Consider the following 25,934-nt stretch of genomic DNA (forward strand, 5'->3'; position numbering starts at 1 on the left):
GGGATGCGTAGAAGCGCGCTCGCGAGCGCGCCAGGGAAGGACGCCGCGATGCGCGCGCATCGCGGCGCCGGCGCTTCACTCCACGGCCTTGACCATGTCTTCCAGCACCTTCTTGGCGTCGCCGAAGACCATCATGGTGCGGTCCATGTAGAACAGTTCGTTGTCCAGGCCGGCGTAGCCGGAGGCCATCGAGCGCTTGTTCACGATCACGGTGCGGGCCTTGTAGGCTTCCAGGATCGGCATGCCGGCGATCGGCGACTTGGGATCGTTCTTGGCCGCCGGGTTGACCACGTCGTTGGCGCCCAGCACCAGCACCACGTCGGTCTGGCCGAACTCGCTGTTGATGTCTTCCATCTCGAAGACCTGGTCGTAGGGCACCTCGGCCTCGGCCAGCAGCACGTTCATGTGGCCGGGCATGCGGCCCGCGACCGGATGGATGGCGTACTTGACCGTCACGCCGCGCTCGGTGAGCTTTTCGGCCAGTTCCTTCAACGCGTGCTGGGCGCGCGCCACCGCCAGGCCGTAGCCCGGCACGATGGTGACGCTTTCGGCGTTGGTCATCAGGAACGCCGCGTCGTCGGGGCTGCCCGACTTGACGCTGCGCTGCTGGCCGCCGCCCGCCGCCGCGGCCTCGCCGGCCTGGCCGCCGAAGCCGCCCAGGATCACGTTGAAGAACGAGCGATTCATCGCCTTGCACATGATGTACGAGAGGATGGCGCCGGACGAACCCACCAGCGAGCCGGCAATGATCAGCATCGGGTTGTTGAGCGAGAAGCCGATGCCCGCCGCCGCCCAGCCCGAATAGCTGTTCAGCATCGACACCACCACGGGCATGTCGGCGCCGCCGATCGGGATGATGATCAGCACGCCCAGCACGAAGGCGATCAGCGTCATGATGATGAAGGGCGTCCACGCCTGCGTCAGCATGAACCACACGCCCATCGCCAGCATCAGCAGCGCCAGCGCCAAATTCAGCATGTGCTGGCCGGCGAACACCACCGGCGCGCCCTGGAACAGCCGGAACTTGTACTTGCCCGACAGCTTGCCGAAGGCGATCACCGAGCCCGAGAAGGTGATGGCGCCGACGAAGGTGCCGATGAACAGCTCGAAGCGGTTGCCGGTGGGGATCAGCGTGCCGGCGGCGACGATGCCGAAGGCGTGCGGCTCGGCCACCACGGCCACGGCGATGGCGACCGCCGCCAGGCCGATCATGCTGTGCATGAAGGCGACCAGCTCGGGCATCTTGGTCATTTCGACGCGCTTGGCCATCAGCGTGCCGATCGAGCCGCCGACCAGGAGCCCCAGCAGCACCCAGCCCAGCCCGATGCCGGCGGTGCCCGAGCGCGCCAGGCCGACGATGAGCGCGCCGGTGGTCAGCACCGCGATCGCCATGCCGGCCATGCCGAAGGCGTTGCCCAGGCGCGAGGTGGTGGGATGCGACAGGCCCTTGAGCGCCTGGATGAAGCAGACCGAGGCAACCAGGTAGAGCAGCGTGACGAGGTTCAGCGAGATCATTTCGCTTCCTCCTTGGCCGGCTTCTTGTCCTTTTTCTTGAACATTTCCAGCATGCGCCGCGTGACCAGGAAGCCGCCGAACACGTTGACCGCGGCCAGCGCCACGGCGAACACGCCCATGCCGCGCGCCAGTCCGCCTTCGGTCAGCGCCGCCGCCAGCATGGCGCCGACGATGATGATGGCCGAGATCGCGTTGGTCACCGCCATCAGCGGCGTGTGCAGCGCGGGCGTGACGTTCCAGACCACGTGGTAGCCGACGTAGATGGCCAGCACGAAGATGATGAGATTCATCAGGGTGGGGTTGATCGCTTCCATGCTTTTAGCTCCCGCGCGTCACATTGCCGCCTTCGCACACCAGGCAGGCCGCCACGATTTCATCGTCGCGCTGGATCGCCAGCGCGCCGTCCGCATTGATGATGAGTTTCAGGAAGTCGAGGATGTTGCGGGCGTAGAGCGCCGACGCGTCGGTCGCCACCAGCCCGGGCAGGTTGGTCAGCCCGATCAGCGTCACGCCGTGTTTCTCGACCACCTTGCCTTTCTCGGACAGGGGGCAGTTGCCGCCGCGCTCGACCGCCAGGTCCACCAGCACCGAGCCGGGCTTCATGGCCGCGACGGTCTCGGCCGACACCAGCGTGGGCGCGGGGCGCCCGGGGATGAGGGCGGTGGTGACGACGATGTCGGCCTGCTTGCAGCGTTCCGACACCAGCGCCGCCTGCCGCGCCATCCAGGCCGGCGGCATGGGGCGGGCATAGCCGCCCACGCCCTGGGCGATCTCGCGTTCCTCGTCGGTCTCGAACGGCACGTCGATGAACTTGGCGCCGAGCGATTCGACCTGCTCGCGCGCGGCGGGCCGCACGTCGGAGGCCTCGACCACCGCGCCCAGGCGCTTGGCCGTGGCGATGGCCTGCAGGCCGGCGACGCCGGTGCCCAGCACCACGGCGCGCGCGGCCTTGAGCGTGCCGGCGGCGGTCATCATCATGGGAATCAGGCGGCCGTAATGGTGGGCCGCCAGCAGCACGGCCTTGTAGCCGGCCAGGTTGGCCTGCGACGACAGCACGTCCAGGCTTTGCGCGCGGGTGATGCGCGGCGCGGCTTCCAGCGCGAATCCGACCAATCCGACGGCGGCCATCTGCTGCAGGCCGTCGGCATCGAAGGGATCGAGCATGCCGATGACCACGCTGCCCGGTTTCATGTGCGGCAGTTCGGCCGAAGACGGCGCGCGAACCTTCATCACGAGTTCCGCCCCCAACGCCTCCTGGGCGCTGCCGAGCGTGGCGCCGGCGGCCTCGTAGGCTTCATCCAGATAGCGTGCCGCGGTGCCCGCGCCACGCTCCACGACAACGGTGTGTTTGCCGCCTACGTACTTCTTGACGGTCTCCGGTGTTGCTGCGACACGGGTCTCCCCGTCTCGGGTTTCCCTTGGTATCCCGATGTGCATCGACGCCTCTCCTCAGAAGGTTCGCCGTAGTTATAACGGATATACGCCCGGGGGACGAGGTTCGCGCGGCCCAAAAGAAAAGCCCCATGGGGTTAACCATGGGGCTTGGGGCTCGCGCCCCGGTCATACCGGCCAGACTGACAACGGGCTGCTGGCCGGCACCGGCGCGCAGGCGTCCGGCGTCAGGCCGTCTGCGCGCGAGTCCAGTCGATCAACGCGGCGGTCAGGTCGCGCAGGTCGGCCTTGAGGCGGCCGTAGTTGGCCGACGGACGCAGGCTGACTTCGTCCATGTAGAGCTTGCGGTTGATTTCGATCTGCAGGCTGTGGCGGCCTTCTTCGGGGCGGCCGAAGGCGCGCACCAGTTCGACGCCCTTGTAGGGATCGTTCACCGTCACGTTGTAGCCGCGCTCGCGCAGCCAGGCCGCGATGAATTCGCGGAATGCCGGGTCGCTGGTGCTGCCGTCGCGGTCGCCCAGCACGAAGTCGGGGTGGACCAGGCCGGGGCGGTCGGTGGCGTAGGCGCCGGCGACGCTGGGCATCGAATGGCAGTTGATGTGCCAGACCTTGCCGAACTTCTGGTGGGCGCTGTCGAGCACTTGGCCGAGCGCGGCGTGGTACGGCTTCCAGCAGGCTTCGATGCGGTGCGTCACTTCCGCGACGCTCAGCGTGCGGTCGTACAGCGGCGTGCCGTCGTCCAGCATGCGCCAGATCAGGCCCTTGCCCAGCTTGACCTTGGGCGAGGCGTTGACCGCGCCGGGCCAGGACTGGTCCAGCAGCAGTTCGTCGATTTCGTCGGGGGCGCGGTTGGCATCGATGTAGGCGCGCGGAAAGCTCGCGGCGATCATGGGCACGCCCATGTCGATGGCGTCGCCCCACAGATCGTCAACCCAGGTGTCCTCGGCGGTGCGCAGTGCGCCGAAATTGACGGCGGGCGCGAAGTCGGGCGGATAGGCGGTGCCGCTGTGCGGGGAGTCCAGCACGAGGGGGGCCGAGGGCGCCGAATTCGGATATTGCTGCGGAAGGTCGAGCCGGTAGGACAGGGGTTGGGTAATTCGCATATAGGGGTCGTGCGTTCGTGAATCGGAGGCCCCCGCGCGCCGCGCGGGCGCGGCGGGGGCCGAAGATCGCTCAGTCGATCTTCACGTTGGCTTCTTTGGCGATGCGCTTGTTCTTGGCGATCTCGGCCGAGATCTGCTTGGCAAACGCTTCGGGGCTGTTGGCGGCCGGTTCGGCGCCCAGCGCTTCCAGGCGCGACTTGACGTCGGCTTCGGCGCTGACCTTCTGCACGGCGGCGTTCAGCTTGGCCAGGATCGGGGCCGGCAGCTTGGCCGGGGCGACCAGGCCGAACCACGAGGCGTCGTTGACGGCGGGCAGGCCGACTTCGGCGAAGGTGGGCACGTTCGGCAGGCTGGCGACGCGCTTGGGCGAGGCGACGGCCATGGCGATCAGGCGGCCGGACTGCACGTGCGGCAGGGTCGAGGGCAGGTTGTCATACATGACGTCGACCTGGCCGGCCAGCGCGTCGTTCAGGGCCGGGCCCACGCCGCGGTACGGCACGTGCATCAGGTCGGTGCCCGAGGCCATCTTGAACAGCTCGCCCATCATGTGCGAGACCGAGCCGTTGCCGGCCGAGGCGTACGTCAGCTTGCCCGGCTGGCTCTTGGCCAGCTTGATGAACTCGGCCATGTCCTTGGCCTGCACCTTCGGGTTGATGGTCATGATGTTCGGGACGGCGGCCAGGTTCGAGACCGGCGTGAAGTCCTTCTCGCCATCGAACGGCAGGTTCGGGTAGATGGCCGGGTTGATGCCGTGCGTGCTGACGGTGGCGATGCCCAGGGTGTAGCCGTCGGGGGCGCTGCTGGCGACGAAGGCGCTGCCGATCGAGCCGCCGGCGCCGCCGCGGTTTTCCACCACGACGGTCTGGTTCAGTTCCTTGCCGAGCTTGTCGGCGAACAGGCGGCCGACGATGTCGGTGGTGCCGCCGGGCGGGAACGGCACGATCAGGCGGATCGGCTTGCTCGGGTAGGCGTCTTCGGCATGGGCGATGCTCGAGGTCAGCGGCGTGGCCAGGGTCGCGGCGGCGACACAGAGGCCTAGGACTACATTACGGCGTTGCATGAATTCCCCTATGAATTGGAACGCGGATGCGCAAAAGGCAGACGCAAACAGGAAGATTCTTTCGTGCAAGGCCAGTTTGCACAAACGAAAGTTTCTCCTTAAGCTATGACTTTTTTTCATGCCTCTTTTGCGGCGGGGTTTCTTTTTGTAACTCCTCGCCCGGAAAACCCGGTATCGAGGCGCTTTCCCATGAGACGGTTCTGTCCCTCGCTCACCGACCTGCAGGCGTTCGAAGTCGCCGCCAGGCATAGCAGCTTTACCCGCGCCGCCCAGGAACTGTGCGTCACGCAGGGCGCGGTGAGTAAGCAAGTGAAACACCTGGAAGAGTTCGTCGGCGTCGAACTATTCCTGCGCATCAGGCAAGGCCTGGTCCTGACCGAGGCCGGCCGCGGCTATCTGACCAAGGTGCAGGCGGGGCTGGGCCAGATCGAGGCGGCCACGGTCGAGCTGATCGCGCACCAGGGGCAGGGCGGCACGCTCAACCTGACCTGTATGCCGACCTTCGGTGCGCGCTGGCTGATCCCGCGCCTGACGGCCTTCATGCGCCTGCGGCCCGATATCCACGTGGAATTCCTGCCGCACCGCCAGGGCTATGACTTTTCCTCGCCCGAGCTGGACGCCGCCGTCCGTTTCGGCGAAGGCATCTGGCCGGGCAGCGGCGCCGACTACATCGTCGGCCGCGAGATCCTGCCGGTCTGCAGCCCGCGCCTGATTCCGGGCGGCTGTAGCGTGCCGGCGGACCTGCTGGCCTATCCCCTGCTGCACCACACCTCGGCCCTCGAAGGCTGGCGCGACTGGTTCGAGCAGGCCGGCTGCGACAGCCGGCGCAGCCTGGAAGGGGCGCGCTTCGACCAGTACGCGCTGCTGTCGCAGGCGGCCGCGGCCGGTTTCGGCGTGGCGCTGATCCCGCGCTGCCTGATCGAGGACGAACTGCGCGACGGCAAGCTGGCGGTGGCGATGCAGCTGCCGATCCGCGCGCGCATGGGCTACTACCTGTGCTACCCGGACCAGAAGGCCAACCTGCCCACCCTGCAGGCGTTCCGGACCTGGCTGATGGAAGTCTCGCGGGCGGCCGAGCCGCAGCCGCGGGACCCGGCCAGCCCACAGTAAAATGGCATCATCATGAGTCAAATATCCACCAAGAAGGGCCGCGTTGTCGTCGGCATGTCCGGCGGGGTCGATTCTTCGGTCACCGCCTGGCTGCTCAAGCAGCAAGGCTACGAGGTCGTCGGCCTGTTCATGAAGAACTGGGAAGACGACGACGATTCCGAATACTGCTCCACCCGGCAGGACCTGCTGGACGCGGCCAGCGTGGCCGATCTGGTGGGCGTGGAATTCGAATACGTCAATTTCGCCGCCGAATACAAGGACCGCGTGTTCGCGGAATTCCTGCGCGAATACTCCGCCGGCCGCACGCCCAATCCGGACGTGCTGTGCAACGCCGAGATCAAGTTCAAGGCCTTCCTCGACCACGCCATGGCGCTGGGCGCCGAACACATCGCCACCGGCCACTACGCCCGCGTGCGCGAAGTGGCGGCCGAGGGCGGCGGCTCGCGCTTCGAGCTGCTCAAAGCGCTGGACGGTTCCAAGGACCAGAGCTATTTCCTGCACCGCCTGAACCAGGCGCAGCTGTCGCGCACCCTGTTCCCGCTGGGCGAGATCCACAAGACCGAGGTGCGCCGCATCGCGCACGAGATCGGCCTGCACAACGCCGCCAAGAAGGATTCGACCGGTATCTGCTTCATTGGCGAGCGGCCGTTCCGCGAGTTCCTGAACCGCTACCTGCCGACCGAGCCGGGTCCGATCCTGACGCCCGAGGGGCAGAAGGTCGGGCGCCACGAGGGCCTGTCGTTCTACACGCTGGGCCAGCGCAAGGGCCTGGGCGTGGGCGGCGTGAAGGGCCGCCAGCGCGAAGACGGCACGGCCGAGGCCTGGTACGTGGCGCGCAAGGACCTCGAGCGCAACGTGCTCTACGTGGTGCAGGGGCATGACCATCCCTGGCTGTTGTCCGGCTCGCTGCGGGCGCAGGACGTCAGCTGGGTGGCCGGGCACGCGCCGGCCGCGGGGGAATACGGCGCCAAGACGCGCTATCGCCAGGCCGATGCCGCCTGCCGCCTGGGCGACGCGACCACCGCGGGCTTCACGCTCGACTTCAGCGAGCCGCAATGGGCGGTCACGCCCGGGCAATCGGCGGTGCTTTACGATGGCGATATCTGCCTGGGCGGCGGCATCATCGTCTAGGCAATCCGGCCCGCGACGGGCCGTTGCGATACCGATAGCAGTTCCAGCCAGGCCCCGCGGGCGTCGCGTTCGCGGGGCCTGGCTCATGAAAAACGGCACACGCCGACAACGAGGAGAGGGATGTGGATGTAACGATGGTGATTTGCCTGCTGGCGCTGGGCGCGGTGGCGGGTTTCGCGGCGGGCTTGCTGGGCATCGGCGGCGGCATGCTGCTGGTGCCGTTCCTGACGATGCTGTTCGCCTGGAAGGGCATGCCGGCCGACCTGGTGGTGCATGCCGCCATCGCCACCTCGATGACCTCGATCCTGTTCACCTCGATCTCCAGCGTGCGCGCGCACCAGCAGAAAGGCACCATCAAGTGGCCGATCGTCTGGGCGATGGCGCCGGGCATCATCCTCGGCGGCCTGCTGTCGGGCGGCGCGGTGTTCGCGGCGCTCAGCACCCTGTGGCTGTCGCTGTTCTTCGCGCTGTTCGTGGGCTATTCCGGCTGGAACATGCTGCGCAACAAGAAGCCCAAGCCCAGCCGCCAGATGCCCGGCGTGATCGGCACCAGCACGGCTGGCGCCGGCATCGGCTTCCTGTCGGGGCTGGTGGGCGCGGGCGGTGGCTTCCTGTCGGTGCCGTTCATGGTCTGGTGCAACGTCGCGCTGCACAATGCGGTCTCGACCTCGGCGGCGCTGGGCTTTCCCATCGCGCTGGCCAACAGCATCGGCTACGTGGTGTCGGGCCTGAACGAAGGGGCGACGCGGCCCGGCATGCTGGGCTACATCTATTGGCCGGCGCTGCTGGTGCTGGTGTGCGTCAGCGTCCTGACGGCGCCGCTGGGCGCGCGCATGGCGCACCGCCTGCCGGTGCAGACCCTGAAGCGGGTGTTCGCCTGCCTGCTGTTCGCGCTGGCGGCCTACATGCTGTTCAAGGCCGGCCAGGCCTTCCTGGCCTGAGCCGGACGTGAAACCGGCCGCGCGAGGCGGCCGGAGCAGGGCGGTTTGGCGCCGGGGCGGCGTCAGGCCGTCTTGGGGATGGTATCCACGAACGACTGGCGCTGCGACAGCTTGTCGTACAGGCGCGCCAGGTTGGGGTGGTTGACGCGCCAGTCCAGTTCGGCGAAGCGCAGGTCCAGGTAGCCCAGGCCACAGCCCACGGCGATATCGGCCAGGCTGTAGTTGATGCCCATGCAGTGGGCGTTGTCGCCCAGGCTCTTGTCCATGGCGTCCAGGCTGGCGTGGATCTTGCCGTACTGGCGTTCGATCCATTCGGGGCTGCGCTGCGCCTCGGGGCGCTGCCTTTCCTTGACGATGGTGACGCAGGCGTCCAGCAGGCCATCGGCGATGGCTTCCCAGCATTTGACGGCCGCGCGATCGCGGCCCGGCTGCGGAATCAGGCGGGCGACGGGCGACAAGGTGTCCAGGTATTCGACGATGACGCGCGAGTCGAACAGGGCGCCGCCATCTTCCATGACCAGGCAGGGCACCTTGCCCAGCGGGTTGTACGTTTGGATCTGCGTGTCGGCGGACCAGACGTTTTCGAGTTCAAGCCGATAATCCAGCTTTTTCTCGGCCATGACGATACGCACCTTGCGCACGTATGGACTGGTAAGCGAGCCGATCAGTTTCATGGATTCACAAGCGGAGTCGGAAAGCGGCCGAAGTATAGCAGGCCGCATGACGGCCAAACCGTCCGCGGGACGGAATCCCGTCCAGTTTGCCACAATGTTGCACGGCCCTGAATGATAAAATCGCCGGGTTTTCCCATCCGCAGCTTTTTCTTTCCCAGACCATGCAAATCGCCGACCAGCTTAGCCAACTTAACGCCCTTTCGCCACTGGATGGCCGATACGCCTCCCGCGGCGACGCGCTGCGCGGGCTGCTCTCCGAGGCCGGTTTCATGGCCCACCGCGTCGAGGTCGAGGTGGCCTGGCTGGTGGCCCTGTCCGACGCCGGCCTGCCGGAACTGCCCGCGTTCTCCCAGGAAGCCCGCGCCCGCCTGCAACAGCTGGTGCGCGACTTCTCCGAGGCCGACGCCGCCCGCATCAAGGACATCGAGCGCGTCACCAACCACGACGTCAAGGCCGTCGAATACTGGCTCAAGGAAAAGGTCGCCGACCACGCCGAACTGGCGGCCGCGGCCGAATTCATCCATTTCGCCTGCACCTCCGAAGACATCAACAACACCTCGCACGCGCTGATGCTGTCGCGCGCCCGCAGCGAAGTGGTGCTGCCGCGCCTGCGTGAAATCGCCACCAAGCTCAACGACATGGCCGTGGCCCAGGCCGACCAGCCGATGCTGTCGCGCACCCATGGCCAGCCGGCCAGCCCCACCACGCTGGGCAAGGAATTCGCCAACGTCGCGGCGCGCCTGAACCGCGCCATTGCCGCCGTCGAAGCGGTCGAGCCGCTGGCCAAGCTCAACGGCGCCACCGGCAACTACAACGCCCACCTGTCGGCGTACCCGGAAATCGACTGGCCCGCCTTCAGCCAGCGCGTGTTGGCCGGCCTGGGCCTGACGCAGAACCGCCACACCATCCAGATCGAACCGCACGACTGGATGTCGGCGCTGTTCGACGCCATCGCGCGCGCCAACATCATCGTGCTCGACCTGGACCGCGACATCTGGGGCTACGTGGCCCTGGGCTACTTCAAGCAGCGCCTGAAGGAAGGCGAGGTCGGTTCGTCGACCATGCCGCACAAGGTCAACCCCATCGACTTCGAGAACTCCGAAGGCAACCTGGGCCTGGCCAACGCCGTGCTGCGCCACCTGGCCGACAAGCTGCCGATCTCCCGCTGGCAGCGCGACCTGACCGACTCCACCGTGCTGCGCAACCTGGGCGTGGGCCTGGGCTACTGCCTGGTCGCGTGGGACGCCTGCATGCGCGGCCTGGGCAAGCTGGAAGTCAACGTCGCCGCGATCGACGCCGACATCGACGCCTGCTGGGAAGTGCTGGCCGAGCCGGTGCAGACGGTCATGCGCCGCTATGGCCTGCCGCAGCCGTACGAACAGCTCAAGGCCTTGACGCGCGGCAAGGGCATCACCGAGGAAGCCCTGCGAGAATTCATCCAGGGCCTGGCCCTGCCGGACGAGCCCAAGGCGCGCCTGCTGGCGATGACCCCGCGTTCGTATATCGGCCTGGCCGCGGACCTGGCCCGGGCGGTATAGTCGCCACGCCGCGCGCAGGGCGCGCGGCATTCTTGTTGTACTTACGGGAGATTGCAATGAAGAAGTTGTCCACGCTCGCCGCGCTGGCCTGTATGACCGTCGGGTCGCTGCTGGCGACCTCGGCCCAGGCACAGTTCGCCAAGCCTGAAGATGCCGTCAAGTACCGCCAGTCGGCGCTGACGCTGATGGCCTCGCACTTCGGCCGCATGACGCCGGTGATCAAGGGCCAGGCGCCTTACGACGCGGCCCAGATCAAGGCCAACGTCGACGTGCTCAAGACCCTGTCGGCGCTGCCGTGGACGGCTTTCGGCGCGGGTACGGAAGGCGGTGACGCCCGTCCGGAAATCTGGAGCGACGCGGCCGGCTTCAAGCAGAAGCAGCAGGCGTTCCAGGACAACATCGTCAAGCTGTCGGCCGCCGCCGACGCCGGCGATCTCGACAAGCTGCGCGCGGCCTTCGGCGACGTCGGCGCCAGCTGCAAGGCCTGTCACGACGCCTACCGCAAGAAGAAGTAAGCCGGTCGCGCGCCCCCGTGGCGCGGCGCCCAGCATGCAAAAAGCCCCTCGGTCGAGGGGCTTTTCTTTTGCTGTTGTGCCTTGGCGTCGTACCTTGGCGCCGCGCTTTGGCGTCGGAGCCGCGCGACGCGCGAACCGCGCTACGAGAACGACATGTCCGCGGCGATCTCCAGCGAACGGATCCACAGCACCAGGCCGGTGACGCACGCCCCCAGGATCAGGGCGCGCAGCCAGATCGCGAACCCGTCCTGGGTTGGCGGCGTGCCGGGCGGGACGTCCTTCGGATCGACGTTGCCGGTGATGATGGCGCGCACCAGCCGCTTGCGCCGCACCAGCGCATACCAGGCCACGGCCAGCAGGTGCAGCGCGATCAGGCCGATGATGACCCATTCATTGAGTTTGTGCCACGAGGTCAGCAGGTTGGCGGTGGGCTCGCTGACGTGGCCGAACAGTGGGCCCTGCGTCATGATGTCGTCGGTGGTGAACAGGCCGCTCACGGCCTGGAAACCAATCACCAGCAGCAGCGCCAGTACCGACAGCGCGCCCAGCGGATTGTGGCCGGCGGGCGCGGCCGCACCCTTGAGATAGTTGGCCACGGCGCGCGGACCGCGCACGAATTGCGCGAAGCGCGCATAGCGCGGGCCGACAAAGCCCCACAGCAGGCGGAAGATGATCAGGCCCAGCGCGGTACAGCCGAAGCGCACGTGCCAGTCCATGTACAACCCGCCCAGCTTGACGCTGACGAAGGCGCCGACGATACAGACGACGAGCGCCCAGTGGAAGAGGCGGGTGGGAAGGTCCCAGATGCGGATGGCAAGCCGGTTGTTTTGCATGATGGTCGCGCGATGACTGCGTTGCCTGCGACTTTATCACGCACAAATGAAGCCGCCGCGGCAGGGCCGCGGCGGGTTTGCGCTGGATCAGCGAGCGGCGCGACGCACCGGTTCGATGCGGTGCACGTGCTCGTGACGGAAGCGGATGCGCTGGCCGGGCGCCTTTTGCGCGGCCGCTCCGCACGGCACGACTTCGGTGGTGTACGTGGTCGTGCCGTCGATCGGCGCGTTGAAGATCACGGCGGCGCGAATGGCCGGGCCGTGGGCCGGTTGCAGATAAACGATGTCGCCGATGTGGATCGGCATGTTGTCCAGCTTGGTATGGGCCGGGCGTCGGATCAGGTCCGAGGTCGTGAAACGAGTATTCATGGTGTTTGTTCTCTTTCAAGTTCTTGTTATGGGAATTGCCGCGCAGTGCATGCCGCGAGGACCGGGTGAGGGCGCTGTCGCGCCGCGTCCTGTCCGCGTGCCGAGTCATGCATGACACTAACGCATATCCGTTACCGGCATTTTGCGCATTCTCATGGTTTGCTTGCGCGCCACGCCGGTGGCGGAGGTACTGACCGCGGGCATGCGCCTGCGGCTTGCTGCCGGACCGCGCCGGTCAATGACGAACGGCGGTCCTGGCGGGCGGTGGCGTTGGGTCGCCGCCGCGAATGGGTTACTGCGGGGTTACCGCGGTCTGGAATTACCGCGGCCGTCGGGCTGCGGGTAGAGGTTTTCCGATCAGGCCGGACTGGGCGGAACGATCAGAAAACGGCAATGTGTGTCGTAAGACGAAACCTGGGCGGGATGATCTTGCCATCCATCATGATGGCATCAACCGGGTCTGCGTTGTTAGGGTTGTCTGTCGCAGAATCGGGTGAAACCGGCCCCAGGAAGGGCGTTTTGCAAGCGCCTGGCAGGTGGGCCAGATGGGGTGCCAGACGGGGCAAAAACATGAGCCAAGTATGAGAAATCTTTCGGCTCAACTGCTAATCATATAGCTAGTGCCGTGATTTTGCAAGGGTTTTTTTGCGCCGGGGGAAGGGGCGTGTCGCACCGGGGCGATGCCGGGGGCACGCGCGCGCCCCCGGGATGCCCGTCAGTGGCTGGTGGGGCCGGCCGCCTGGCGCTGGGCCTCGATGATCAGGCCTTCCAGGCGTGGCGACATCCGCAACGCGACCTGGGCGGCGGTCGAGCCGTCGGGGCGAGTGTCGGTCTCCAGGGCGAGTTCGACGCGTTCGTCATCGAAGGCTTGGGGAGCGGCTTCGATGTCGACATAGCGCTCCAGCAGCGCGTCCACGGCCTTCTGGGCGTCGGCCAGCGCTTCCTGGCTCAGGTGGCCGGGGCGCAGGTACTGGTTGGCCACGCGCGCCAGGTCGCTCATGAAATACAGCAGCGCGGCGGCGCCGCGGCAGTCGGGCTGGGCAAAGCCCCAGGTGTCGGGGGAAACGTCTTGAGTCATTCCGCGGGATGGCTAGGAGGATGGGCGGCCCAGGCGGGCCGGCAAACCGACATTCTAGGGGGTAACGGCAGGGATGGCCCCGGCCGCTGGCCGATACGCCCGCAGCCAGGGGCCCCGCTGGCGTTCGCGCGGGGCGCGCCTGGTGCATACTTGGCGCCCCATGATCCGACACGCCCATCCGGCCGACCTGGCCTTCCTGCCCGACATCGAACGCTCGGCCGCCGAGCGCTTTCTTGGCACGCCCATGGCCTGGGCCGCCACCGGCGAGACCCAGCCGCCGGCAGCGCTGGCGAGCGCGGCGGCAGCCGGATTGCTGTGGGTCGCGGCCGACGACGACGACCGGCCCGTGGGGTTCGCGCTGGCGCAACCGCTGGGCGGCGACCTGTTCCTGGCGGAGATGTCGGTCGCCAGTCCGTGGCAGGGCCAAGGCCTTGGCGGCGGCCTGCTGCGCGCGGTGGTGACGCAGGCACGGGCGGCGGGGGAGTACGACGCGGTCGTGCTGACGACCGATCGCGAGCTGCCCTGGAATGGCCCGTTCTACCGGCGGCACGGCTTTGTCGAGGTACCCGCGGCGCAACTGACGCCGGCACTGCGCGCGCGGCTGCGGGAAGAGGCGGCCGCGGGATTCGATCCTGCCCGGCGCTGCGCGATGCGTTTCGCGTGGCCGGACTGAGCGCGGCGCGCCCTGTGTCAACTCGCTTCGATGGCAACAAAATCCGCCCGCCGGCGGCATGCGGCGGACGCTTCGGGATAATCTGGCCGGGGGCGTCGGCCTCGGCCGCATGGCGGGCCGATCGCCGCGCCGCAACGCAATACGCAAGGAGGAAGGGCATGGCACTGCTGCGGATCTGCCTGGCCACCCTGGCGGCGGCCACGGTGCTGGCGCTCGCAGCTTGCGGCAATCGCGAGCCAGAGGAGCGGGCCGCCTTCATCGGCCTGCTGCAGCAACGGATCGCGGCGGGCACGCTGGCGCCGATCGGCGCGCTGAGCGAGGCCGAGTCGGACGCCATCGGCCGTTATCGCGACGCCTATGCGGTCATCACCGATTTCCAGGACGCCCTGGCCAAGGCCTCGGCGTCGCTGCGGCCTGTGCTGGCGGCCGAGCGCATCCAGTCGGTCGACGACATCGTGCGGCGACGCCAGGCCCTGGCCGACGCACGCGCGACGCTGGCCGACAGTGCCCGCCGGTTGCAGGTCGCCCAGGCCCGCGCCGACAAGGCGCGCGGCGGCATGGAACTGGCGCCGGACCTCGCGCCGGTCTATGACGGCGTGTACGACGAGGCGGTCACGGCCCCCGCGGCCGAGTTGCGGGACGCCGCGGGCAGGATGGACACCGTGGCGCGCGACGCGCTGGGCGTGGCCGACTTCGTCGCCGCCCATGCCGGCGACATCACGCTCGAGGACGGGCAGGCCAAGGTCGCCACGCCATCGCTGCAGCTGGAACTGAACCAGCGGTTGCAAGGGTTGAATGCGCAATCCGGGGCGCTGGAACAGGCCCGCGCCGTGGTGGCGCGGCAGGCTCCCTAGCACGGCCCCCCTTGGTGTCGGCCTCTCGGCAGGCCCTTAGTACAATGCGGGTCTCGCGGCGCATGCCGCGCCTTGGACGGAACATGAGCCAATCCTCAAGCTTGCATTACCGGACTTTCCTGCTCCTCCTGGTGATCGTCTCCATCGCCTTCGGCTGGCTGTTGTGGCCGTTCTACGGCGCGGTGTTCTGGGGCGCCATCCTGGCCATCCTGTTCGCGCCGCTGCAACGGCGCCTGGTGCCGCGCATCGGCGGACGGCGCAACCTGGCGGCCCTGATCACGCTGGCGCTGGTGCTGCTGCTGGTGATCCTGCCGCTGGTGGTCATCAGCGGTTCGCTGGTGAGCGAGGGCGCGAACCTCTACCAGAGCATCAAGTCCGGGCAGATCAACTTCGGCGCCTACTTCCAGCAGGCCATGGAGGCGCTGCCGCCTTCGGTGCACGACCTGCTGGCGCGGTTCGACCTGGCCGACATCCCCAGCCTGCAGGAAAAGCTCAGCGCGGGCGCGATGCAGGTCAGCCAGTTCCTCGCGACCCAGGCGCTGAGCATCGGCCAGGACACGTTCCAGTTCGTGATCAGCTTCGGCATCATGCTGTACCTGCTGTTCTTCCTGCTGCGCGACGGGCCGCAACTGGGCCTGCGCATCAAGCGCGCCATGCCGCTCAGCGACACGCACAAGCATCACCTGTTCCGCAAGTTCACGACCGTGGTGCGCGCCACGGTCAAGGGCAACATCGCGGTGGCGGCGTCGCAGGGCGCGTTGGGCGGCATCATCTTCTCCATCCTGGGCATCCAGGGGGCGCTGCTGTGGGGCGTCATCATGGGCTTCCTGTCGCTGCTGCCGGCGGTGGGCGCCGGGCTGATCTGGGCGCCGGTGGCGATCTATTTCCTGCTGACGGGCGCGACCATCAAGGGCGCGGTGCTGATCGCTTTCGGCGTGCTGGTGATCGGCATGGTCGACAACGTGCTGCGTCCGATCCTGGTGGGCAAGGACACCAAGATGCCCGACTACGTGGTGCTGATCTCGACGCTGGGTGGCATGGCGCTGTTCGGCCTGAACGGCTTCGTCATCGGGCCGCTGATCGCCGCGCTGTTCATGGCCTGCTGGGACCTGTTCTCGCCTCCGGCCGAGGCCGCCGTCGCGCCAGCCGAGCCGCCGCCCCCGCCGTCGCCCGAGAAGGCGGATTGAAGGCATTGCATCCGGTCAAGCCGCCGTCAGCGCGGCCGGTGTAAGGCGGTAATGGCGCCGGTCCTCGCGGGCCGGCGCCACGCATCAACGGCGCGGCCGGCCGCACGCCGGCCGCGCGCCTTTCCTTCTCTTACCAGGAGCACGTCGGATATGGACTGGAAACTGCACAAGTCGGGCTGGATCGAAGAACGCAACTTCGACATCGAGCTGGCCGAAACCCCCGAGGGCTACCACGCCCGCGTCCGCGTCTTCGGCTTTCCCGTGCTGGAAGACACCAAGAACGTGTTCCCCAACGAAGCGTTGGCGGAAAAGGGCGCGCTGACCCTGCTCAAGAGCCAGTTCACCGGCACGCCGGACCTGGAAGAAAAGCCGTAACCGGCATGCCCGGGGTAGCCCGCGCGACGCGCACGGACTGCCTCGGGAGCGCCCGCGCCGTTCAGCGCAGCGGCAGGCGCCGCCCGCCGACGATCAGGTCGCGATCCTGGCGCGGTTCGGTATGCACCTGGCCTTGCGCCAGCGCGCTGCCGATGTCCACCTCCGGACCGCTTTCGGACTTGCGGTTGCTCTTGGAGGACACCAGGCGCCAGGTGTCGTTGCCCAGCTTTTGATAGCTCAGGAACGCTTCGTAGCCCCCCGCGCTGGCGTCGGGACGCGGCGGCACGTACAGGACCAGGTCGTCATTGCCGAGGCCGGTGATGTCCGCGTGGATCAGCCAGCAGCGCGAGCCGTTCAAGGCCGGATTGTCGGCCGCGGCCTGTTCCGCGCGCACGCATCTGTCTGCCTCGTAGGGATTTTCCGCCGCGGCGTAGCGCCACCAGGCATCCGGCACCGGGCTGCCCGACGGATACGCCTGCAGGGTGGCCGGCTTGGCCGGGGCGCGTTCCTGGGAGGTGACCCGCGGACCCCAGTCATGGTATTGGCCCTTCAGGGCGTCGGCGGCCGCCGTCGCGATCTTGGGGGATTGCGCCTGGGCGGCGCCATCGGCCAGCCTGCGCATGGCTTGCCGGCCGTATTCGCCACGGTCGCGCGCGGCCGAGAGATAGCTGAATTCTTCTGGCGGGATGCGCCCGTCGATCAGGCGTTGCACCTGGCTGTTGACCTCGATGCGGTCGGGGCTCAGCAGCGGCGTGCTCACCAGCGCCAGCATGATGAGCGCGCAGAACGCCGCGAGGATGTTGGTGCCGCCCAGGATCGTGTGGAAGCGCCGCGCCGCCAACGCCGCCCAGGCATAGCCCAGCGCGTAGAGCGTCAGCAGGATCGAGGCGTAAAGACCCCAGATGCGTGGAACGGTCCAGCCGTACTGCTCGATGCGCACCACCAGGCCGTACAGCGCCACCAGCGCCAGCGGCAGCAGGCCGATCGCCGCCACGCGCAGCACCGCGCGCAGGCGCGGGCCGAAGGGCGGGGCCTGCGGGCTGTCCTGCCAGGCGGAGTTGATGAGCTTGATCCAGAGCGCGCTGAAGGCGATCAGCGCGCCGGCCGACAGGGCCCCCGCCTGCAGGTCCAGCGTCAGCCGGGCCACCAGCGCCAGCACGAAGGCGATGCCGACCAGCGCGACCAGCGGCAGCAGCCACGCGGTGAGCGTGAGCCACGAGCGTTGCAGCGTGTCCGCCAGTTGCGGGCGGCGGTGCACGCCCACCAGGCAGACCGCCAGCACCAGCGGCATGACGCCAAGCAGGAAGCGGGTGGATTTGACAACCTGGCCGACCGCGGTGATGCCGATCATGCCGAACATGGCGCTGGCGGCCCAGAACAGCAGCCAGACCGCCAGGGCCAGGCCGCCCGCCAGCGCCAGCTTGACGGTGTTGCGCCACGCGGCGCGGAACACGGCGGGATAGTCCCAGCCGGGCCGGGAGGGATCGAGCGCCTGGATCAGCGGCAGCAGCATGAAGCCGCTGGCGGCGGTGATCAGCGTCGCCAGCGACCGCGGGCCGCTATCGGTGTAGGCGGCGGGCTGCCAGCCCAGCAGCGTCACCAGCCCGTAGGCATGCAGCGCCGGCAGGACCACGCCGTAGGCCGCCAGCGCCAGCAGCCAGCGCTTGCCCGAGCGCATGCCGGCCAGCATGGCGCCCGCCAGCGGCACCAGCCAGATCCATTGGATCGCGAAGAGGGTGGCGAACAGGTTGTGCCATGGCCACACGCGGTTCAACAGCGTGGCATGCAGCGCCAAGGCCAGCAGCGCGCCGAGCGCGCCATGGATCAGGATGGTTTTCTCGGGCGCCGACAGGCGCGAAGGGGTTGCCATGGGGTCAGAAGTCCTCGCTGCGCCAGACCTTCAGCACGCGGCCGAAGACCTCGAAATCCATGCCTTCGGTGATGTCCCAGGCGTCGTACTTGGTGTTCTCGGATTTGGCCCGGACCACCAGCCCAGTGGCGGTGGGAATGCGTTGCAGCCGCTTGATGAAGCCTTCGCTGCCGACGCGGAAGAAGTAGATGGCGTCGTATTCGACGGCCTGCACGCCGCGGTCGACGATCAGGGGATCGCCGGGGTTGAACATGGGGCGCATGGAGTCGCCGAACCCGGTGACGATGCACAGGTTCTTCGAAGCGGAAAAGCCGCGCACGTTCTTCTGCAGCCATTCCGGGCTGACGTTCCAGCTCTGGATGACGCCGGGCTGGTCACGCAATTCCAGGCCGTTGCCCATGGCGCCTCCGGTGTCGAACTGGGCGATGAGGACATTGCCGTGATCGGGCCTGCCCAGCCGCGCGGGGTGGAAGGACACGAGCCGGCCCGTGGGCTCGTCGGCCACGACGTCGGGCGAGAGCTCGCGCCACAGGTCGGGGTGGGGCAGGTCCATCCAGTGGGCCGGCTGGCCCAGGCCGGCGGCCAGCCTGGCGGCCAGCGCATCGCCGACCCGGCGCGGGTTCTTGTCGCGCCTGCCCTGGAACCCTTGAAGGATCTGGTCGAGGTACTTGCGACTGACGCCGGCGCGTTCGGCCAGGCGGTCGACGCCCCCCGCTTCGTGTACGGCGTACTTGAGGTTGTTCAGTCGTATCGAGCGGATGTCCATGGTAGCGATAGTAGCAACCCGCTACCCGAAAGTACAGTAGCGATTCGCTGTTGATTTTTCGGTAGCGACTCGCTACCATGACTTTCATCCCGGAGACAGTAGGGCCAGCCGCAAGCCTTCGATCAGGCGGCTTGCGGCTTGTACGGATACGGCGGGGCTCGCCGCCGCGTCCGTGGCGATTGGGGTGGGTGACCGGCAAATGTGGCCCACTCATCGCTACCCAGGTAGCGATTATTCAACTGCCGGCCTTTCCGGGAATACGACGAACGGCAAGCTTGCATCAAGGAAAAAAAAGCATGGATAAGCGTCTTGGCGGGGAGGCATCCCGATGAAATATGCAACCGAAGTGCTGGACCTCATGGCGGCGGCGCCGGGGCGTCCGTGGCGCATGGCCGAACTGGTGCGCGGCGCGTCCGGCGCCCGCGAGCTGACGCGGCGCGAACGCAACGCAATGCGACAGGCGATCCTGCGCGTGCTCGAAACCCTGCACGAAGGTGGCCAGGTGGCGCGGATCGAGCATGCGCGCAACTCGCTGACCTACGTCTGGGGCGAAGTGCGACGCGAGGGGAATTGCCTGCACGCCTGATGCCGCGAGAGAATGCATCCATGTCGTCGCGCTACCCGCCGACGATTGGTTCAAGCGCCCAGGCGCGGAAGCCTTGAATGAACGTTGAATAAGCATTGAGAAAAAGGCCCGCACATCGCGGGCCTTATTTATGAGAGGGTACGTTCGTGAGAACACGCCCTGCATGCAGCGGCACGATACGCACGGTGCGACATGCCGGGATTGCTTCGGCGGCAGGGGTTGCGTGACAATTCGTTCATGGCGTCGCGGTTCACATCGCCGGCCTTTCCAGGCAGCAAGAGCCGCACGACAAGCAGGCATCAGCATCCACGCAACAACAAGCACGCAGCAACAAGCACGCAGCAACAAGCAAGTAGCAATAAGCAAGTAGCACCAAACAAACAGCAGCAAGCAAACCAGGCCCGCCAACAGCGGGCCTTATTTATGAGAGGGTACGTGTGCCCGGCCACTCCGCCGGAAGGCGGATGAATCGCCGGATGCGCGTCCCTCATGCTCTTTGCAGTTCCCCCAAGACAGGCTCGCCACAGGCGGGCCTTTTTTTTTGCCGCCGGGCCGCCCCAAGGCAAAAACGCCCCCTCGGGGGGCAGCGACCCGCGTAGCGGCGGAGCGTGGGGCCTTTTTTCGTTTGCACGCCCCGCGTTCTCTTCGAGAGCGCGGGGCGTTTTGCTTGGCGCCGCCCGCAAGGCGGGGCCCAGCGGCCTGCCGCCTCGCCGTTCCTTCCATGACCGGGCCTTTCTCCCGCCCGCGGTGACCTGGAACGGCTCGAGGCGGCAGCCCGGTGGGCGACAGCCGGAATCCGCCGCAACCCGGCCGCACGCATCACGCAACGCGGCATCGCGCCGATGGCGCACCAAAGTCGGCGTTCCGCTTCCAGGCCTCTGGATTCCCCCAAACCCGCCTTCGGGCATCTCAACACGACAAAGGAGCGACGCATGGCGAATAGTTCGGCCACCGGCGGCTACCTGGCGCCGATCGCCATTTCTCCGCCCCTGGAGGATGCCGAGCTCGAGGCGCTGTTGCATGGGTTCATCGCCGGCGTGTCCGGCCTGCCCACAGACATGGTTCGCACACGCTGGCCCGCGGCCGGCGTGGAACCGCCCGCGCAGACCGATACCTGGTGCCTGATGGACATCCGGTCGCAAACCGCGGACGCCGGTCCGGTCGTCACCCACGACCCGGCCGGGGAAGGATCTGATTCATACGTTCGGCACGAAGACATCGAGGTGCTTTGCTCGATGTACGGACCGCGCGCGCTGCGCCACGCGGCGCAGCTGCGCGACGGCGCCGCCGTGCCGCAGAACCGCGAACCCTTGCTGGCGCAAGGCATGGCGGTCGGCGGCGCGGGGCCGATCCTGGCCAAGCACGAACTCGTGAATCAGCAGTGGATACGGCAGTTCGACATGACCCTGCACTTCACGCGCCGGGTCACGCGCAGCTATCCGGTCCTGAATCTCCTGTCGGCGCAAGTCACGACGCATGCCGCGTCGCTGTCCCCGACGGACAACATCAACCACCTTGAAGATTAAGGGATTTACCATGGCTAATGGATTGCCGGTATCACGCCTGATCAACGTCACGATCAACATGTCGCCGCTCGCGGCGCAAGGCGCGCGCCTGAACACCGCGCTGCTGCTGGGCTCGTCCGCCGTCATCGACACCGGCGAGCGCATGCGTTCCTATGGCGGCATCGACGCCGTCGCCGCCGACTTCGGCACCACCGCGGCCGAATACCGCGCGGCCCTGCTGTACTTCCAGCAGACGCCCCAGCCCTCGCAGCTGTACATCGGCCGCTGGGCCAAGGGCGCGACCTCGGCCACGCTGCGCGGCGCCGTGCTGTCGGCCGCCGAGAAGCAGATGTCGGCCTGGACCGCGGTGACCGCGGGCGCCTTCACCCTGACGGTCGACGGCACCGCCAAGACGGTCAACAGCCTGGACTTCTCCGGCGCCACCAACCTGAACGGCGTCGCCACGATCATCTCGACGGCCCTGGCCTCGGCCTCGGTGGTGTGGAACGGCTCGCAGTTCGTCGTGGCCTCGAACACCTCGGGCACCACCTCGACGCTGGGCTACGCCTCGGCCGCCGGCGCCGGCACCGACATCTCGTCGATGCTGGGCCTGACCGCGGCCAAGGCCTCCGCGCCCGTCGCCGGCGTCGTCGCCGAATCCCCGGTGGATGCCGTGTCGCTGTTCCTGGACCGCTTCGCCAACAAGTTCCTGGGCCTGGCCTTCGCCGACGCCGAGATCACCAACGCCCAGCACCTGGCCGTGGCCGCCCTGATCGAGGCCGACCAGCGCCACCTGTACGGCGTGTCGACCCAGGCGCCGCAGGTGCTGGACCCGACCAATCACGACGACATCGCCAGCCAGCTGAAGGCGCTGAAGTACAAGTACTCGATCGTGCAGTTCTCCAGCGCCCATCCGTACGCGGTGGCCTCGCTGCTGGGCCGCATGCTGACGGTGAACTTCAACGCCAACAACACCACCATCACGCTGATGTACAAGCAGGAGCCCGGCATCGTCGCCGAGACCCTGAGCAGCAGCCAGGCCGACACGCTGGCCGCCAAGAACTGCAACGTGTTCGTCAACTACGACAACGACACGGCCATCATCCAGTACGGCGTGACGCCCAGCGGCATCTTCATCGACTCGGTCTACAACGCGATCTGGTTCCGCAACCGCGTCCAGACCGACGTCTACAACCTGCTGTACACCAGCCCGACCAAGGTGCCGCAGACCGACGCCGGCAACCAGCTGATCGCCTCGGTGATCGAGGCCGCGTGCGAGGCCGCCGTCAACAACGGCTACCTGGCCCCGGGCGTATGGAATTCGGCCGGTTTCGGCGCCCTCAAGCAGGGCGACACGCTGGCCAAGGGCTACTACGTCTACGCGCCGGCGATCGCCACCCAGTCGCAGGCCGACCGCGAAGCGCGCAAGGCCGTTCCGTTCCAGGTCGCCGCCAAGGAAGCCGGCGCCATCCACACCGTCGACGTTCTGGTCACGGTCAACCGCTAAACAGGAGTAGCAGATGTCTACCTATTCGTTCGCTGATATCAGCGCCAGTCTCGTGGGCCCGGGCGGGGCGATTTCGCTGGGTTCCGGTTCGGGCGTGGCCGATGAAGGCATCGCCATCGCCGCCAAGGCCGAGAAAAGCGCCATGACCGTGGGCGCCGACGGCGAGGTCATGCACACGCTGCGTGCCGACAAGAGCGGCACCGTGACGCTGAGCTACCTGAAGACGTCGCCGGTCAACGCGCAGCTGCAGGCCCTGTACGACGCCCAGTCGCTGGACAGCCGCCTGTGGGGCAAGAACCTGATCACCATCACCAACCCGGCCACGGGCGACGTGACGGCGTGCCGTTCGTGCGCCTTCAGCAAGAAGCCCGACCTCACCTACAAGAAGGACGGCGACGTGGTGAAGTGGACGTTCGACGCCGCGAAGATCGACACGATCCTGGGAATCTACTAAGCCATGTCACAGGAACTTGATCTGAACGGCCACCGGTACTCCATCGGGAAACTGAGCGCCAAGCAACAGTTCCACGTGTCGCGCCGCATCGCTCCGATCGTTCCTACGCTGATCCCCGTGTTCGTCCGCCTCGCGGCGGGCGGTCGCGGGATCACCGAGGATCCGGGCGGCATGGCCGATGTCCTGCAACCGCTGGCCGACGGCCTGGCGGCGATGAAGGACGAGGACGCCGACTACGTGCTGGACACCTGCATGCAGGCGGTCCAGCGCAAGCAGGAACATGGCTGGACCGCCATCTGGTCGGCCAGCCAGCGCGTGCCGATGTTCCAGGACATCGACCTGTCGGTGATGTTGCCGCTGACGCTGCGCGTCATCGTCGGAAGCCTCGGGCCTTTTATACAAGGGCTGCTTACCAGCCAGACCGGCAGCCCCGAGGCGACACAGGCTGGCTGAAGAGCCTGCCCGGTGGCGAGGATTGGTTGCTGGCGCCGGTCCTCGAGGGGCTCTGCAAGTACGAGTCCCTCAAGGACGGCACCCTGGACCTGACCGATATCGCGCTCCTGAACGACGCGCTGTCGGTCCGGGCAGACAACAAGGCGGAAGCGTACCGCCGCCACATGGCAGAAAAAAATGGCTAACACAATCCTGTCCATCGACCTTTCCGGGTTGATGGGTCCAATCAAGATCGACAAGGACGACCTCAAGGACCTCAAGCAGGCGATCGGCGACTCGCGCAAGCAGAGCCTGGCCGACGCGCTCGCGGTATTCGCGGGGCGGGCAAAGAGCGTCGTCGACTTTGCCGAGAACAAGATCGCCCAGTTCGAGCAAGGCTATTTCGCCGCCAAACTGGGTGGCACCACGGGCCGGGACATGCGGGCGTTGGAGACGGTGGCGCAGGGCTTCGGCGTATCCGCCGAAGCGATGCGCAACAGTACCCAGGCGCTGCATCGCAATGCGCGCGACGACCCCAAGATCGCCGCCTTGCTGGAACAGCTGCACATCACGCTGAGCGACGGCGCGGGCGGCCAGCGCAACAGCGCCGACCTGATGCTCGAGCTGAGCGATGCGCTCAAGCGCATGGATCCGACGCAGGCCCGGGAGATGGGCCAGAGCCTGGGGCTGGACGCCGGCGTCATGGAGGTCCTGCGCAGTCCCGAATTCGGGCAACGCCTGTCGGTGCAGCGCGATACCCAGGAAAACAGCACCATCGAGGCGGCCGGGGAACGTGCCCACCAGCTGATGGGCACCGTCCGTGAATTGAGCGGCTCCGTCGACGCGATGTTCGCGCAGGCGCTCCTGACGATGGGGCCGAAGCTGCAGGAGACGCTCGACGGCATTTCGGCCTGGTTCAAGGAGAACGGCCAGACGGCCGGCAAGCGGCTGGGCGAGGTCGGCAATTTCGTGTTGTCGATCATGTCGTTGCTGGGGCCGGTGATCAGCCTGATCACCTGGCTCGACGGCGTGACCTGGGGCCTGAGTTCGCAGCTCCTGTTGCTGGTCGGCGGATTCCTGATGCTGGGCGGCGGCGGCGTGGTGGGGGCGCTGATGGGCCTGGTCTCGCGACTGGGCGGCATGCGGTCGATCATTGGCGGACTGGGCACCCAGCTGGCCTCGTTGCCCGGCCGGATCGGCGGTCTCGTGAGCCAGGCCTGGACGGCGACCAGCAATTTCGTGAGCGGCGTGTTCGGCAGGATGACCTCGATGGGTCGGACGGCCGCGACCCAGATGGGCAATATGGCCAGCGCCGTCTGGTCCTGGATGGGCGATATGGCCGCGCGTGGCGGCGCCATGGTGGTCGACGGCGTCAAGGCCGCCGGCCAGACCGCGCTGCAGTGGGGCAAGTCGTTGTGGGAAGCCGCCGGTTCCTGGATCGGCCGCATCGCCGATGGCGCCAAGGCGGTGGTGCGCGGCGTGGCGACCTCGCCGCTGGCCGCGGGCGCCGGGTTGCTGCTGTACCCCAGCCCGATGGGCGACGGGACGCTGAAGTCGTTGCAGGGAGGCCCCGGCATTGATGCCGGACGGCCAGGTCCGGGGTTGTACCTGCCGGGCAGCGGCATCCGGCCCGAGGCCATGGATGGCGCCCGGGTCGAGCCGTGGCGTGACTACCGCTCCGGGTTCTCCACCGGCGAAACCGCCGGCGGCGTGCTGGCGGCGCCCGCCGCGGCGTCGGTCTCGGTCAATGCCACCACCCACATCCACGTCAACGGTTCGGCCGATCCAGGCGCGACCGGCGAAGCCGTGGCCAATCAACAGAGCCGGGTCAATGCCGACCTGACGCGCAACCTGCAGGGGTCTTATGCCTGACTTGAATATCGCGGGCGCCGACATGGTGGGCCTGCTGTCCAAAAAAATCGGCGACATCGTGGTGCAGGCGACGATCAGCGAGTCCTTCGACGATTCGCTCAAGATCACCAGCCATCCGGTGGAGTCGGGGCCTTATGGCCAGTCGGCGATCAGCGACCATGCTTTCAAGCAGCCGCTGACGCTGACCATGAAATGTGCCTGGAGCAACGCCTCGTACAAGGCATTGCGTGGCGCGCAGGCCAAGGACGTGGCCAACGGCAAGGCGGCGGCCGACGATTTCGCGACCGCCATCTATTCGCAGTTGCTCAGCCTGCAGGAGTCGCGCGAGCCGGTGGAAGTGGTCACCAGCCGGCGGCGCTACAGCAGCATGCTGATCGAGAAAATCTCGGTCGAGAACAACAAGGACACGTCCGGCGCCGTATTCGCCACCGTGGCGCTGCGCGAAGTGATCGTGGCGCGGACCCGCAGCACGTCCCTGCCGCCGTACGCGCACCAGCAGGAAAAGGACAAGACCGCGGAAAAGCAGAGCCTGGGCACGAAGTCGTCCCGGCCCGCGGCGCCGCCCAAGGGCGGATCGCTGCATTGGAACTAGGA

At 67.4% G+C, this 25,934-nt stretch carries 28 protein-coding genes; 17 read left to right on the forward strand and 11 right to left on the reverse strand.

Annotated elements, in window-relative coordinates:
- Positions 1-75: 75 nt before the first annotated feature.
- From AC1HFW_RS02205 to AC1HFW_RS02225, 5 genes are all read right to left on the reverse strand, one after another.
- Positions 76-1,515 (reverse strand): NAD(P)(+) transhydrogenase (Re/Si-specific) subunit beta, encoded by a 1,440-nt coding sequence (locus AC1HFW_RS02205; RefSeq protein ID WP_006393789.1) that lies wholly within the window; start codon positions 1,513-1,515, stop codon positions 76-78.
- Complete coding sequence (locus AC1HFW_RS02210; RefSeq protein WP_006393790.1) at positions 1,512-1,829, reverse strand: NAD(P) transhydrogenase subunit alpha part 2; 318 nt, start codon at positions 1,827-1,829, stop codon at positions 1,512-1,514. The genes AC1HFW_RS02205 and AC1HFW_RS02210 overlap by 4 nt, the downstream gene beginning before the upstream one ends.
- A 4-nt stretch (positions 1,830-1,833) precedes the next feature.
- Positions 1,834-2,952 carry a Re/Si-specific NAD(P)(+) transhydrogenase subunit alpha gene (locus AC1HFW_RS02215; protein WP_061072029.1) on the reverse strand — a complete coding sequence of 373 codons (1,119 nt, stop codon included), beginning with the start codon at positions 2,950-2,952 and terminating at the stop codon, positions 1,834-1,836.
- Positions 2,953-3,134: 182 nt separating this feature from the next.
- A complete protein-coding gene (locus tag AC1HFW_RS02220) occupies positions 3,135-4,010 on the reverse strand; it encodes an N-formylglutamate amidohydrolase (protein ID WP_104021567.1) in 876 nt (291 codons plus the stop codon).
- A gap of 70 nt (positions 4,011-4,080) precedes the next feature.
- Positions 4,081-5,070, reverse strand: coding sequence for a Bug family tripartite tricarboxylate transporter substrate binding protein (locus AC1HFW_RS02225; RefSeq protein ID WP_006393793.1), 990 nt, complete (start codon positions 5,068-5,070; stop codon positions 4,081-4,083).
- Positions 5,071-5,259: 189 nt separating this feature from the next.
- Between AC1HFW_RS02225 and gcvA the strand changes: the two genes are divergently transcribed.
- The 3 genes from gcvA to AC1HFW_RS02240 all read left to right on the forward strand — a co-directional run bounded on the left by gcvA (position 5,260) and on the right by AC1HFW_RS02240 (position 8,252).
- Positions 5,260-6,180 (forward strand): transcriptional regulator GcvA, encoded by a 921-nt coding sequence (gene gcvA / locus AC1HFW_RS02230; protein WP_006393794.1) that lies wholly within the window; start codon positions 5,260-5,262, stop codon positions 6,178-6,180.
- A 12-nt stretch (positions 6,181-6,192) separates the two neighbouring features.
- A complete protein-coding gene (mnmA, locus tag AC1HFW_RS02235) occupies positions 6,193-7,311 on the forward strand; it encodes a tRNA 2-thiouridine(34) synthase MnmA (protein WP_006393795.1) in 1,119 nt (372 codons plus the stop codon).
- Positions 7,312-7,433: 122 nt separating this feature from the next.
- Positions 7,434-8,252 carry a sulfite exporter TauE/SafE family protein gene (locus AC1HFW_RS02240; RefSeq protein ID WP_061072026.1) on the forward strand — a complete coding sequence of 273 codons (819 nt, stop codon included), beginning with the start codon at positions 7,434-7,436 and terminating at the stop codon, positions 8,250-8,252.
- Positions 8,253-8,314: 62 nt separating this feature from the next.
- On the opposite strand, the gene AC1HFW_RS02245 is transcribed toward AC1HFW_RS02240, so the two are convergent.
- Positions 8,315-8,926 (reverse strand): glutathione S-transferase, encoded by a 612-nt coding sequence (locus AC1HFW_RS02245; protein ID WP_006393797.1) that lies wholly within the window; start codon positions 8,924-8,926, stop codon positions 8,315-8,317.
- 161 nt (positions 8,927-9,087) lie between these two features.
- On the opposite strand from AC1HFW_RS02245, the gene purB reads away from it, so the two are divergent.
- Complete coding sequence (gene purB, locus AC1HFW_RS02250; protein ID WP_479281608.1) at positions 9,088-10,464, forward strand: adenylosuccinate lyase; 1,377 nt, start codon at positions 9,088-9,090, stop codon at positions 10,462-10,464.
- Between the two features lie 56 nt (positions 10,465-10,520).
- Entirely contained in the window at positions 10,521-10,979 is a 459-nt protein-coding gene (locus AC1HFW_RS02255) for a c-type cytochrome (RefSeq protein ID WP_479281609.1), read from the forward strand.
- 140 nt (positions 10,980-11,119) lie between these two features.
- On the opposite strand, the gene AC1HFW_RS02260 is transcribed toward AC1HFW_RS02255, so the two are convergent.
- The 3 genes from AC1HFW_RS02260 to AC1HFW_RS02270 all read right to left on the reverse strand — a co-directional run bounded on the left by AC1HFW_RS02260 (position 11,120) and on the right by AC1HFW_RS02270 (position 13,259).
- Positions 11,120-11,812, reverse strand: a complete 693-nt coding sequence (locus AC1HFW_RS02260; protein ID WP_061072024.1) for a cytochrome b/b6 domain-containing protein — start codon at positions 11,810-11,812, stop codon at positions 11,120-11,122.
- Positions 11,813-11,899: 87 nt separating this feature from the next.
- Positions 11,900-12,181 carry a hypothetical protein gene (locus tag AC1HFW_RS02265; RefSeq protein WP_006393801.1) on the reverse strand — a complete coding sequence of 94 codons (282 nt, stop codon included), beginning with the start codon at positions 12,179-12,181 and terminating at the stop codon, positions 11,900-11,902.
- Positions 12,182-12,896: 715 nt separating this feature from the next.
- On the reverse strand, positions 12,897-13,259 hold the full coding sequence (locus tag AC1HFW_RS02270) for a hypothetical protein (protein WP_479281610.1): 363 nt from the start codon (positions 13,257-13,259) through the stop codon (positions 12,897-12,899).
- Positions 13,260-13,419: 160 nt separating this feature from the next.
- Between AC1HFW_RS02270 and AC1HFW_RS02275 the strand changes: the two genes are divergently transcribed.
- The 4 genes from AC1HFW_RS02275 (at position 13,420) to AC1HFW_RS02290 (ending at position 16,348) form a co-directional block, all read left to right on the forward strand.
- Positions 13,420-13,932, forward strand: coding sequence for a GNAT family N-acetyltransferase (locus AC1HFW_RS02275; protein ID WP_479281611.1), 513 nt, complete (start codon positions 13,420-13,422; stop codon positions 13,930-13,932).
- 158 nt (positions 13,933-14,090) lie between these two features.
- The gene (locus AC1HFW_RS02280) at positions 14,091-14,786 is read left to right on the forward strand and encodes a DUF3053 family protein (RefSeq protein ID WP_479281613.1); all 696 of its coding nucleotides are present in this window, start codon (positions 14,091-14,093) and stop codon (positions 14,784-14,786) included.
- Positions 14,787-14,869: 83 nt separating this feature from the next.
- Positions 14,870-15,973, forward strand: a complete 1,104-nt coding sequence (locus AC1HFW_RS02285; protein WP_061072020.1) for an AI-2E family transporter — start codon at positions 14,870-14,872, stop codon at positions 15,971-15,973.
- A gap of 150 nt (positions 15,974-16,123) precedes the next feature.
- Positions 16,124-16,348, forward strand: coding sequence for a hypothetical protein (locus AC1HFW_RS02290; RefSeq protein WP_006393806.1), 225 nt, complete (start codon positions 16,124-16,126; stop codon positions 16,346-16,348).
- Positions 16,349-16,409: 61 nt separating this feature from the next.
- Here AC1HFW_RS02290 and AC1HFW_RS02295 read toward each other — a convergent pair whose 3' ends face one another.
- Together AC1HFW_RS02295 and AC1HFW_RS02300 are read right to left on the reverse strand one after the other, a co-directional pair.
- Positions 16,410-18,218, reverse strand: a complete 1,809-nt coding sequence (locus AC1HFW_RS02295) for a DUF4153 domain-containing protein (protein WP_479281615.1) — start codon at positions 18,216-18,218, stop codon at positions 16,410-16,412.
- 4 nt (positions 18,219-18,222) lie between these two features.
- Positions 18,223-18,984 (reverse strand): S24 family peptidase, encoded by a 762-nt coding sequence (locus AC1HFW_RS02300; RefSeq protein ID WP_479281617.1) that lies wholly within the window; start codon positions 18,982-18,984, stop codon positions 18,223-18,225.
- A gap of 328 nt (positions 18,985-19,312) precedes the next feature.
- Here AC1HFW_RS02300 and AC1HFW_RS02305 point away from each other — a divergent pair, with 328 nt between their 5' ends.
- The 8 genes from AC1HFW_RS02305 (at position 19,313) to AC1HFW_RS02340 (ending at position 25,932) form a co-directional block, all read left to right on the forward strand.
- On the forward strand, positions 19,313-19,570 hold the full coding sequence (locus AC1HFW_RS02305) for a hypothetical protein (RefSeq protein ID WP_479281619.1): 258 nt from the start codon (positions 19,313-19,315) through the stop codon (positions 19,568-19,570).
- Positions 19,571-20,502: 932 nt separating this feature from the next.
- Positions 20,503-21,096 (forward strand): phage neck terminator protein, encoded by a 594-nt coding sequence (locus tag AC1HFW_RS02310; protein WP_061072018.1) that lies wholly within the window; start codon positions 20,503-20,505, stop codon positions 21,094-21,096.
- A 10-nt stretch (positions 21,097-21,106) separates the two neighbouring features.
- Positions 21,107-22,582: a DUF3383 domain-containing protein gene (locus AC1HFW_RS02315; protein WP_479281620.1), complete on the forward strand. Its 1,476-nt coding sequence runs from the start codon at positions 21,107-21,109 to the stop codon at positions 22,580-22,582.
- 13 nt (positions 22,583-22,595) lie between these two features.
- The gene (locus AC1HFW_RS02320; RefSeq protein WP_006393812.1) at positions 22,596-23,036 is read left to right on the forward strand and encodes a tail tube family protein; all 441 of its coding nucleotides are present in this window, start codon (positions 22,596-22,598) and stop codon (positions 23,034-23,036) included.
- 3 nt (positions 23,037-23,039) lie between these two features.
- On the forward strand, positions 23,040-23,489 hold the full coding sequence (locus AC1HFW_RS02325; RefSeq protein WP_006393813.1) for a phage tail assembly chaperone: 450 nt from the start codon (positions 23,040-23,042) through the stop codon (positions 23,487-23,489).
- 26 nt (positions 23,490-23,515) lie between these two features.
- A complete protein-coding gene (locus AC1HFW_RS02330; protein WP_479281623.1) occupies positions 23,516-23,674 on the forward strand; it encodes a DUF6889 family protein in 159 nt (52 codons plus the stop codon).
- Positions 23,667-25,340, forward strand: a complete 1,674-nt coding sequence (locus AC1HFW_RS02335) for a hypothetical protein (protein WP_061072016.1) — start codon at positions 23,667-23,669, stop codon at positions 25,338-25,340. The genes AC1HFW_RS02330 and AC1HFW_RS02335 overlap by 8 nt, the downstream gene beginning before the upstream one ends.
- Positions 25,333-25,932 carry a phage baseplate protein gene (locus AC1HFW_RS02340; protein ID WP_116521308.1) on the forward strand — a complete coding sequence of 200 codons (600 nt, stop codon included), beginning with the start codon at positions 25,333-25,335 and terminating at the stop codon, positions 25,930-25,932. The genes AC1HFW_RS02335 and AC1HFW_RS02340 overlap by 8 nt, the downstream gene beginning before the upstream one ends.
- The last annotated feature ends 2 nt before the right edge of the window (positions 25,933-25,934 follow it).

The organism is Achromobacter sp. ISS7 (assembly GCF_056523125.1).

Bases quoted from the DNA above. Each gene is read 5' to 3' on its own strand.
- AC1HFW_RS02205 (WP_006393789.1), bottom strand. From the start codon at position 1,515: ATGATCTCGCTGAACCTCGTCACGCTGCTCTACCTGGTTGCCTCGGTC.
- AC1HFW_RS02210 (WP_006393790.1), bottom strand. From the start codon at position 1,829: ATGGAAGCGATCAACCCCACCCTGATGAATCTCATCATCTTCGTGCTG.
- AC1HFW_RS02215 (WP_061072029.1), bottom strand. From the start codon at position 2,952: ATGCACATCGGGATACCAAGGGAAACCCGAGACGGGGAGACCCGTGTC.
- AC1HFW_RS02220 (WP_104021567.1), bottom strand. From the start codon at position 4,010: ATGCGAATTACCCAACCCCTGTCCTACCGGCTCGACCTTCCGCAGCAA.
- AC1HFW_RS02225 (WP_006393793.1), bottom strand. From the start codon at position 5,070: ATGCAACGCCGTAATGTAGTCCTAGGCCTCTGTGTCGCCGCCGCGACC.
- gcvA (WP_006393794.1), top strand. From the start codon at position 5,260: ATGAGACGGTTCTGTCCCTCGCTCACCGACCTGCAGGCGTTCGAAGTC.
- mnmA (WP_006393795.1), top strand. From the start codon at position 6,193: ATGAGTCAAATATCCACCAAGAAGGGCCGCGTTGTCGTCGGCATGTCC.
- AC1HFW_RS02245 (WP_006393797.1), bottom strand. From the start codon at position 8,926: ATGAAACTGATCGGCTCGCTTACCAGTCCATACGTGCGCAAGGTGCGT.
- purB (WP_479281608.1), top strand. From the start codon at position 9,088: ATGCAAATCGCCGACCAGCTTAGCCAACTTAACGCCCTTTCGCCACTG.
- AC1HFW_RS02255 (WP_479281609.1), top strand. From the start codon at position 10,521: ATGAAGAAGTTGTCCACGCTCGCCGCGCTGGCCTGTATGACCGTCGGG.
- AC1HFW_RS02260 (WP_061072024.1), bottom strand. From the start codon at position 11,812: ATGCAAAACAACCGGCTTGCCATCCGCATCTGGGACCTTCCCACCCGC.
- AC1HFW_RS02265 (WP_006393801.1), bottom strand. From the start codon at position 12,181: ATGAATACTCGTTTCACGACCTCGGACCTGATCCGACGCCCGGCCCAT.
- AC1HFW_RS02270 (WP_479281610.1), bottom strand. From the start codon at position 13,259: ATGACTCAAGACGTTTCCCCCGACACCTGGGGCTTTGCCCAGCCCGAC.
- AC1HFW_RS02275 (WP_479281611.1), top strand. From the start codon at position 13,420: ATGATCCGACACGCCCATCCGGCCGACCTGGCCTTCCTGCCCGACATC.
- AC1HFW_RS02280 (WP_479281613.1), top strand. From the start codon at position 14,091: ATGGCACTGCTGCGGATCTGCCTGGCCACCCTGGCGGCGGCCACGGTG.
- AC1HFW_RS02285 (WP_061072020.1), top strand. From the start codon at position 14,870: ATGAGCCAATCCTCAAGCTTGCATTACCGGACTTTCCTGCTCCTCCTG.
- AC1HFW_RS02290 (WP_006393806.1), top strand. From the start codon at position 16,124: ATGGACTGGAAACTGCACAAGTCGGGCTGGATCGAAGAACGCAACTTC.
- AC1HFW_RS02295 (WP_479281615.1), bottom strand. From the start codon at position 18,218: ATGGCAACCCCTTCGCGCCTGTCGGCGCCCGAGAAAACCATCCTGATC.
- AC1HFW_RS02300 (WP_479281617.1), bottom strand. From the start codon at position 18,984: ATGGACATCCGCTCGATACGACTGAACAACCTCAAGTACGCCGTACAC.
- AC1HFW_RS02305 (WP_479281619.1), top strand. From the start codon at position 19,313: ATGAAATATGCAACCGAAGTGCTGGACCTCATGGCGGCGGCGCCGGGG.
- AC1HFW_RS02310 (WP_061072018.1), top strand. From the start codon at position 20,503: ATGGCGAATAGTTCGGCCACCGGCGGCTACCTGGCGCCGATCGCCATT.
- AC1HFW_RS02315 (WP_479281620.1), top strand. From the start codon at position 21,107: ATGGCTAATGGATTGCCGGTATCACGCCTGATCAACGTCACGATCAAC.
- AC1HFW_RS02320 (WP_006393812.1), top strand. From the start codon at position 22,596: ATGTCTACCTATTCGTTCGCTGATATCAGCGCCAGTCTCGTGGGCCCG.
- AC1HFW_RS02325 (WP_006393813.1), top strand. From the start codon at position 23,040: ATGTCACAGGAACTTGATCTGAACGGCCACCGGTACTCCATCGGGAAA.
- AC1HFW_RS02335 (WP_061072016.1), top strand. From the start codon at position 23,667: ATGGCTAACACAATCCTGTCCATCGACCTTTCCGGGTTGATGGGTCCA.
- AC1HFW_RS02340 (WP_116521308.1), top strand. From the start codon at position 25,333: ATGCCTGACTTGAATATCGCGGGCGCCGACATGGTGGGCCTGCTGTCC.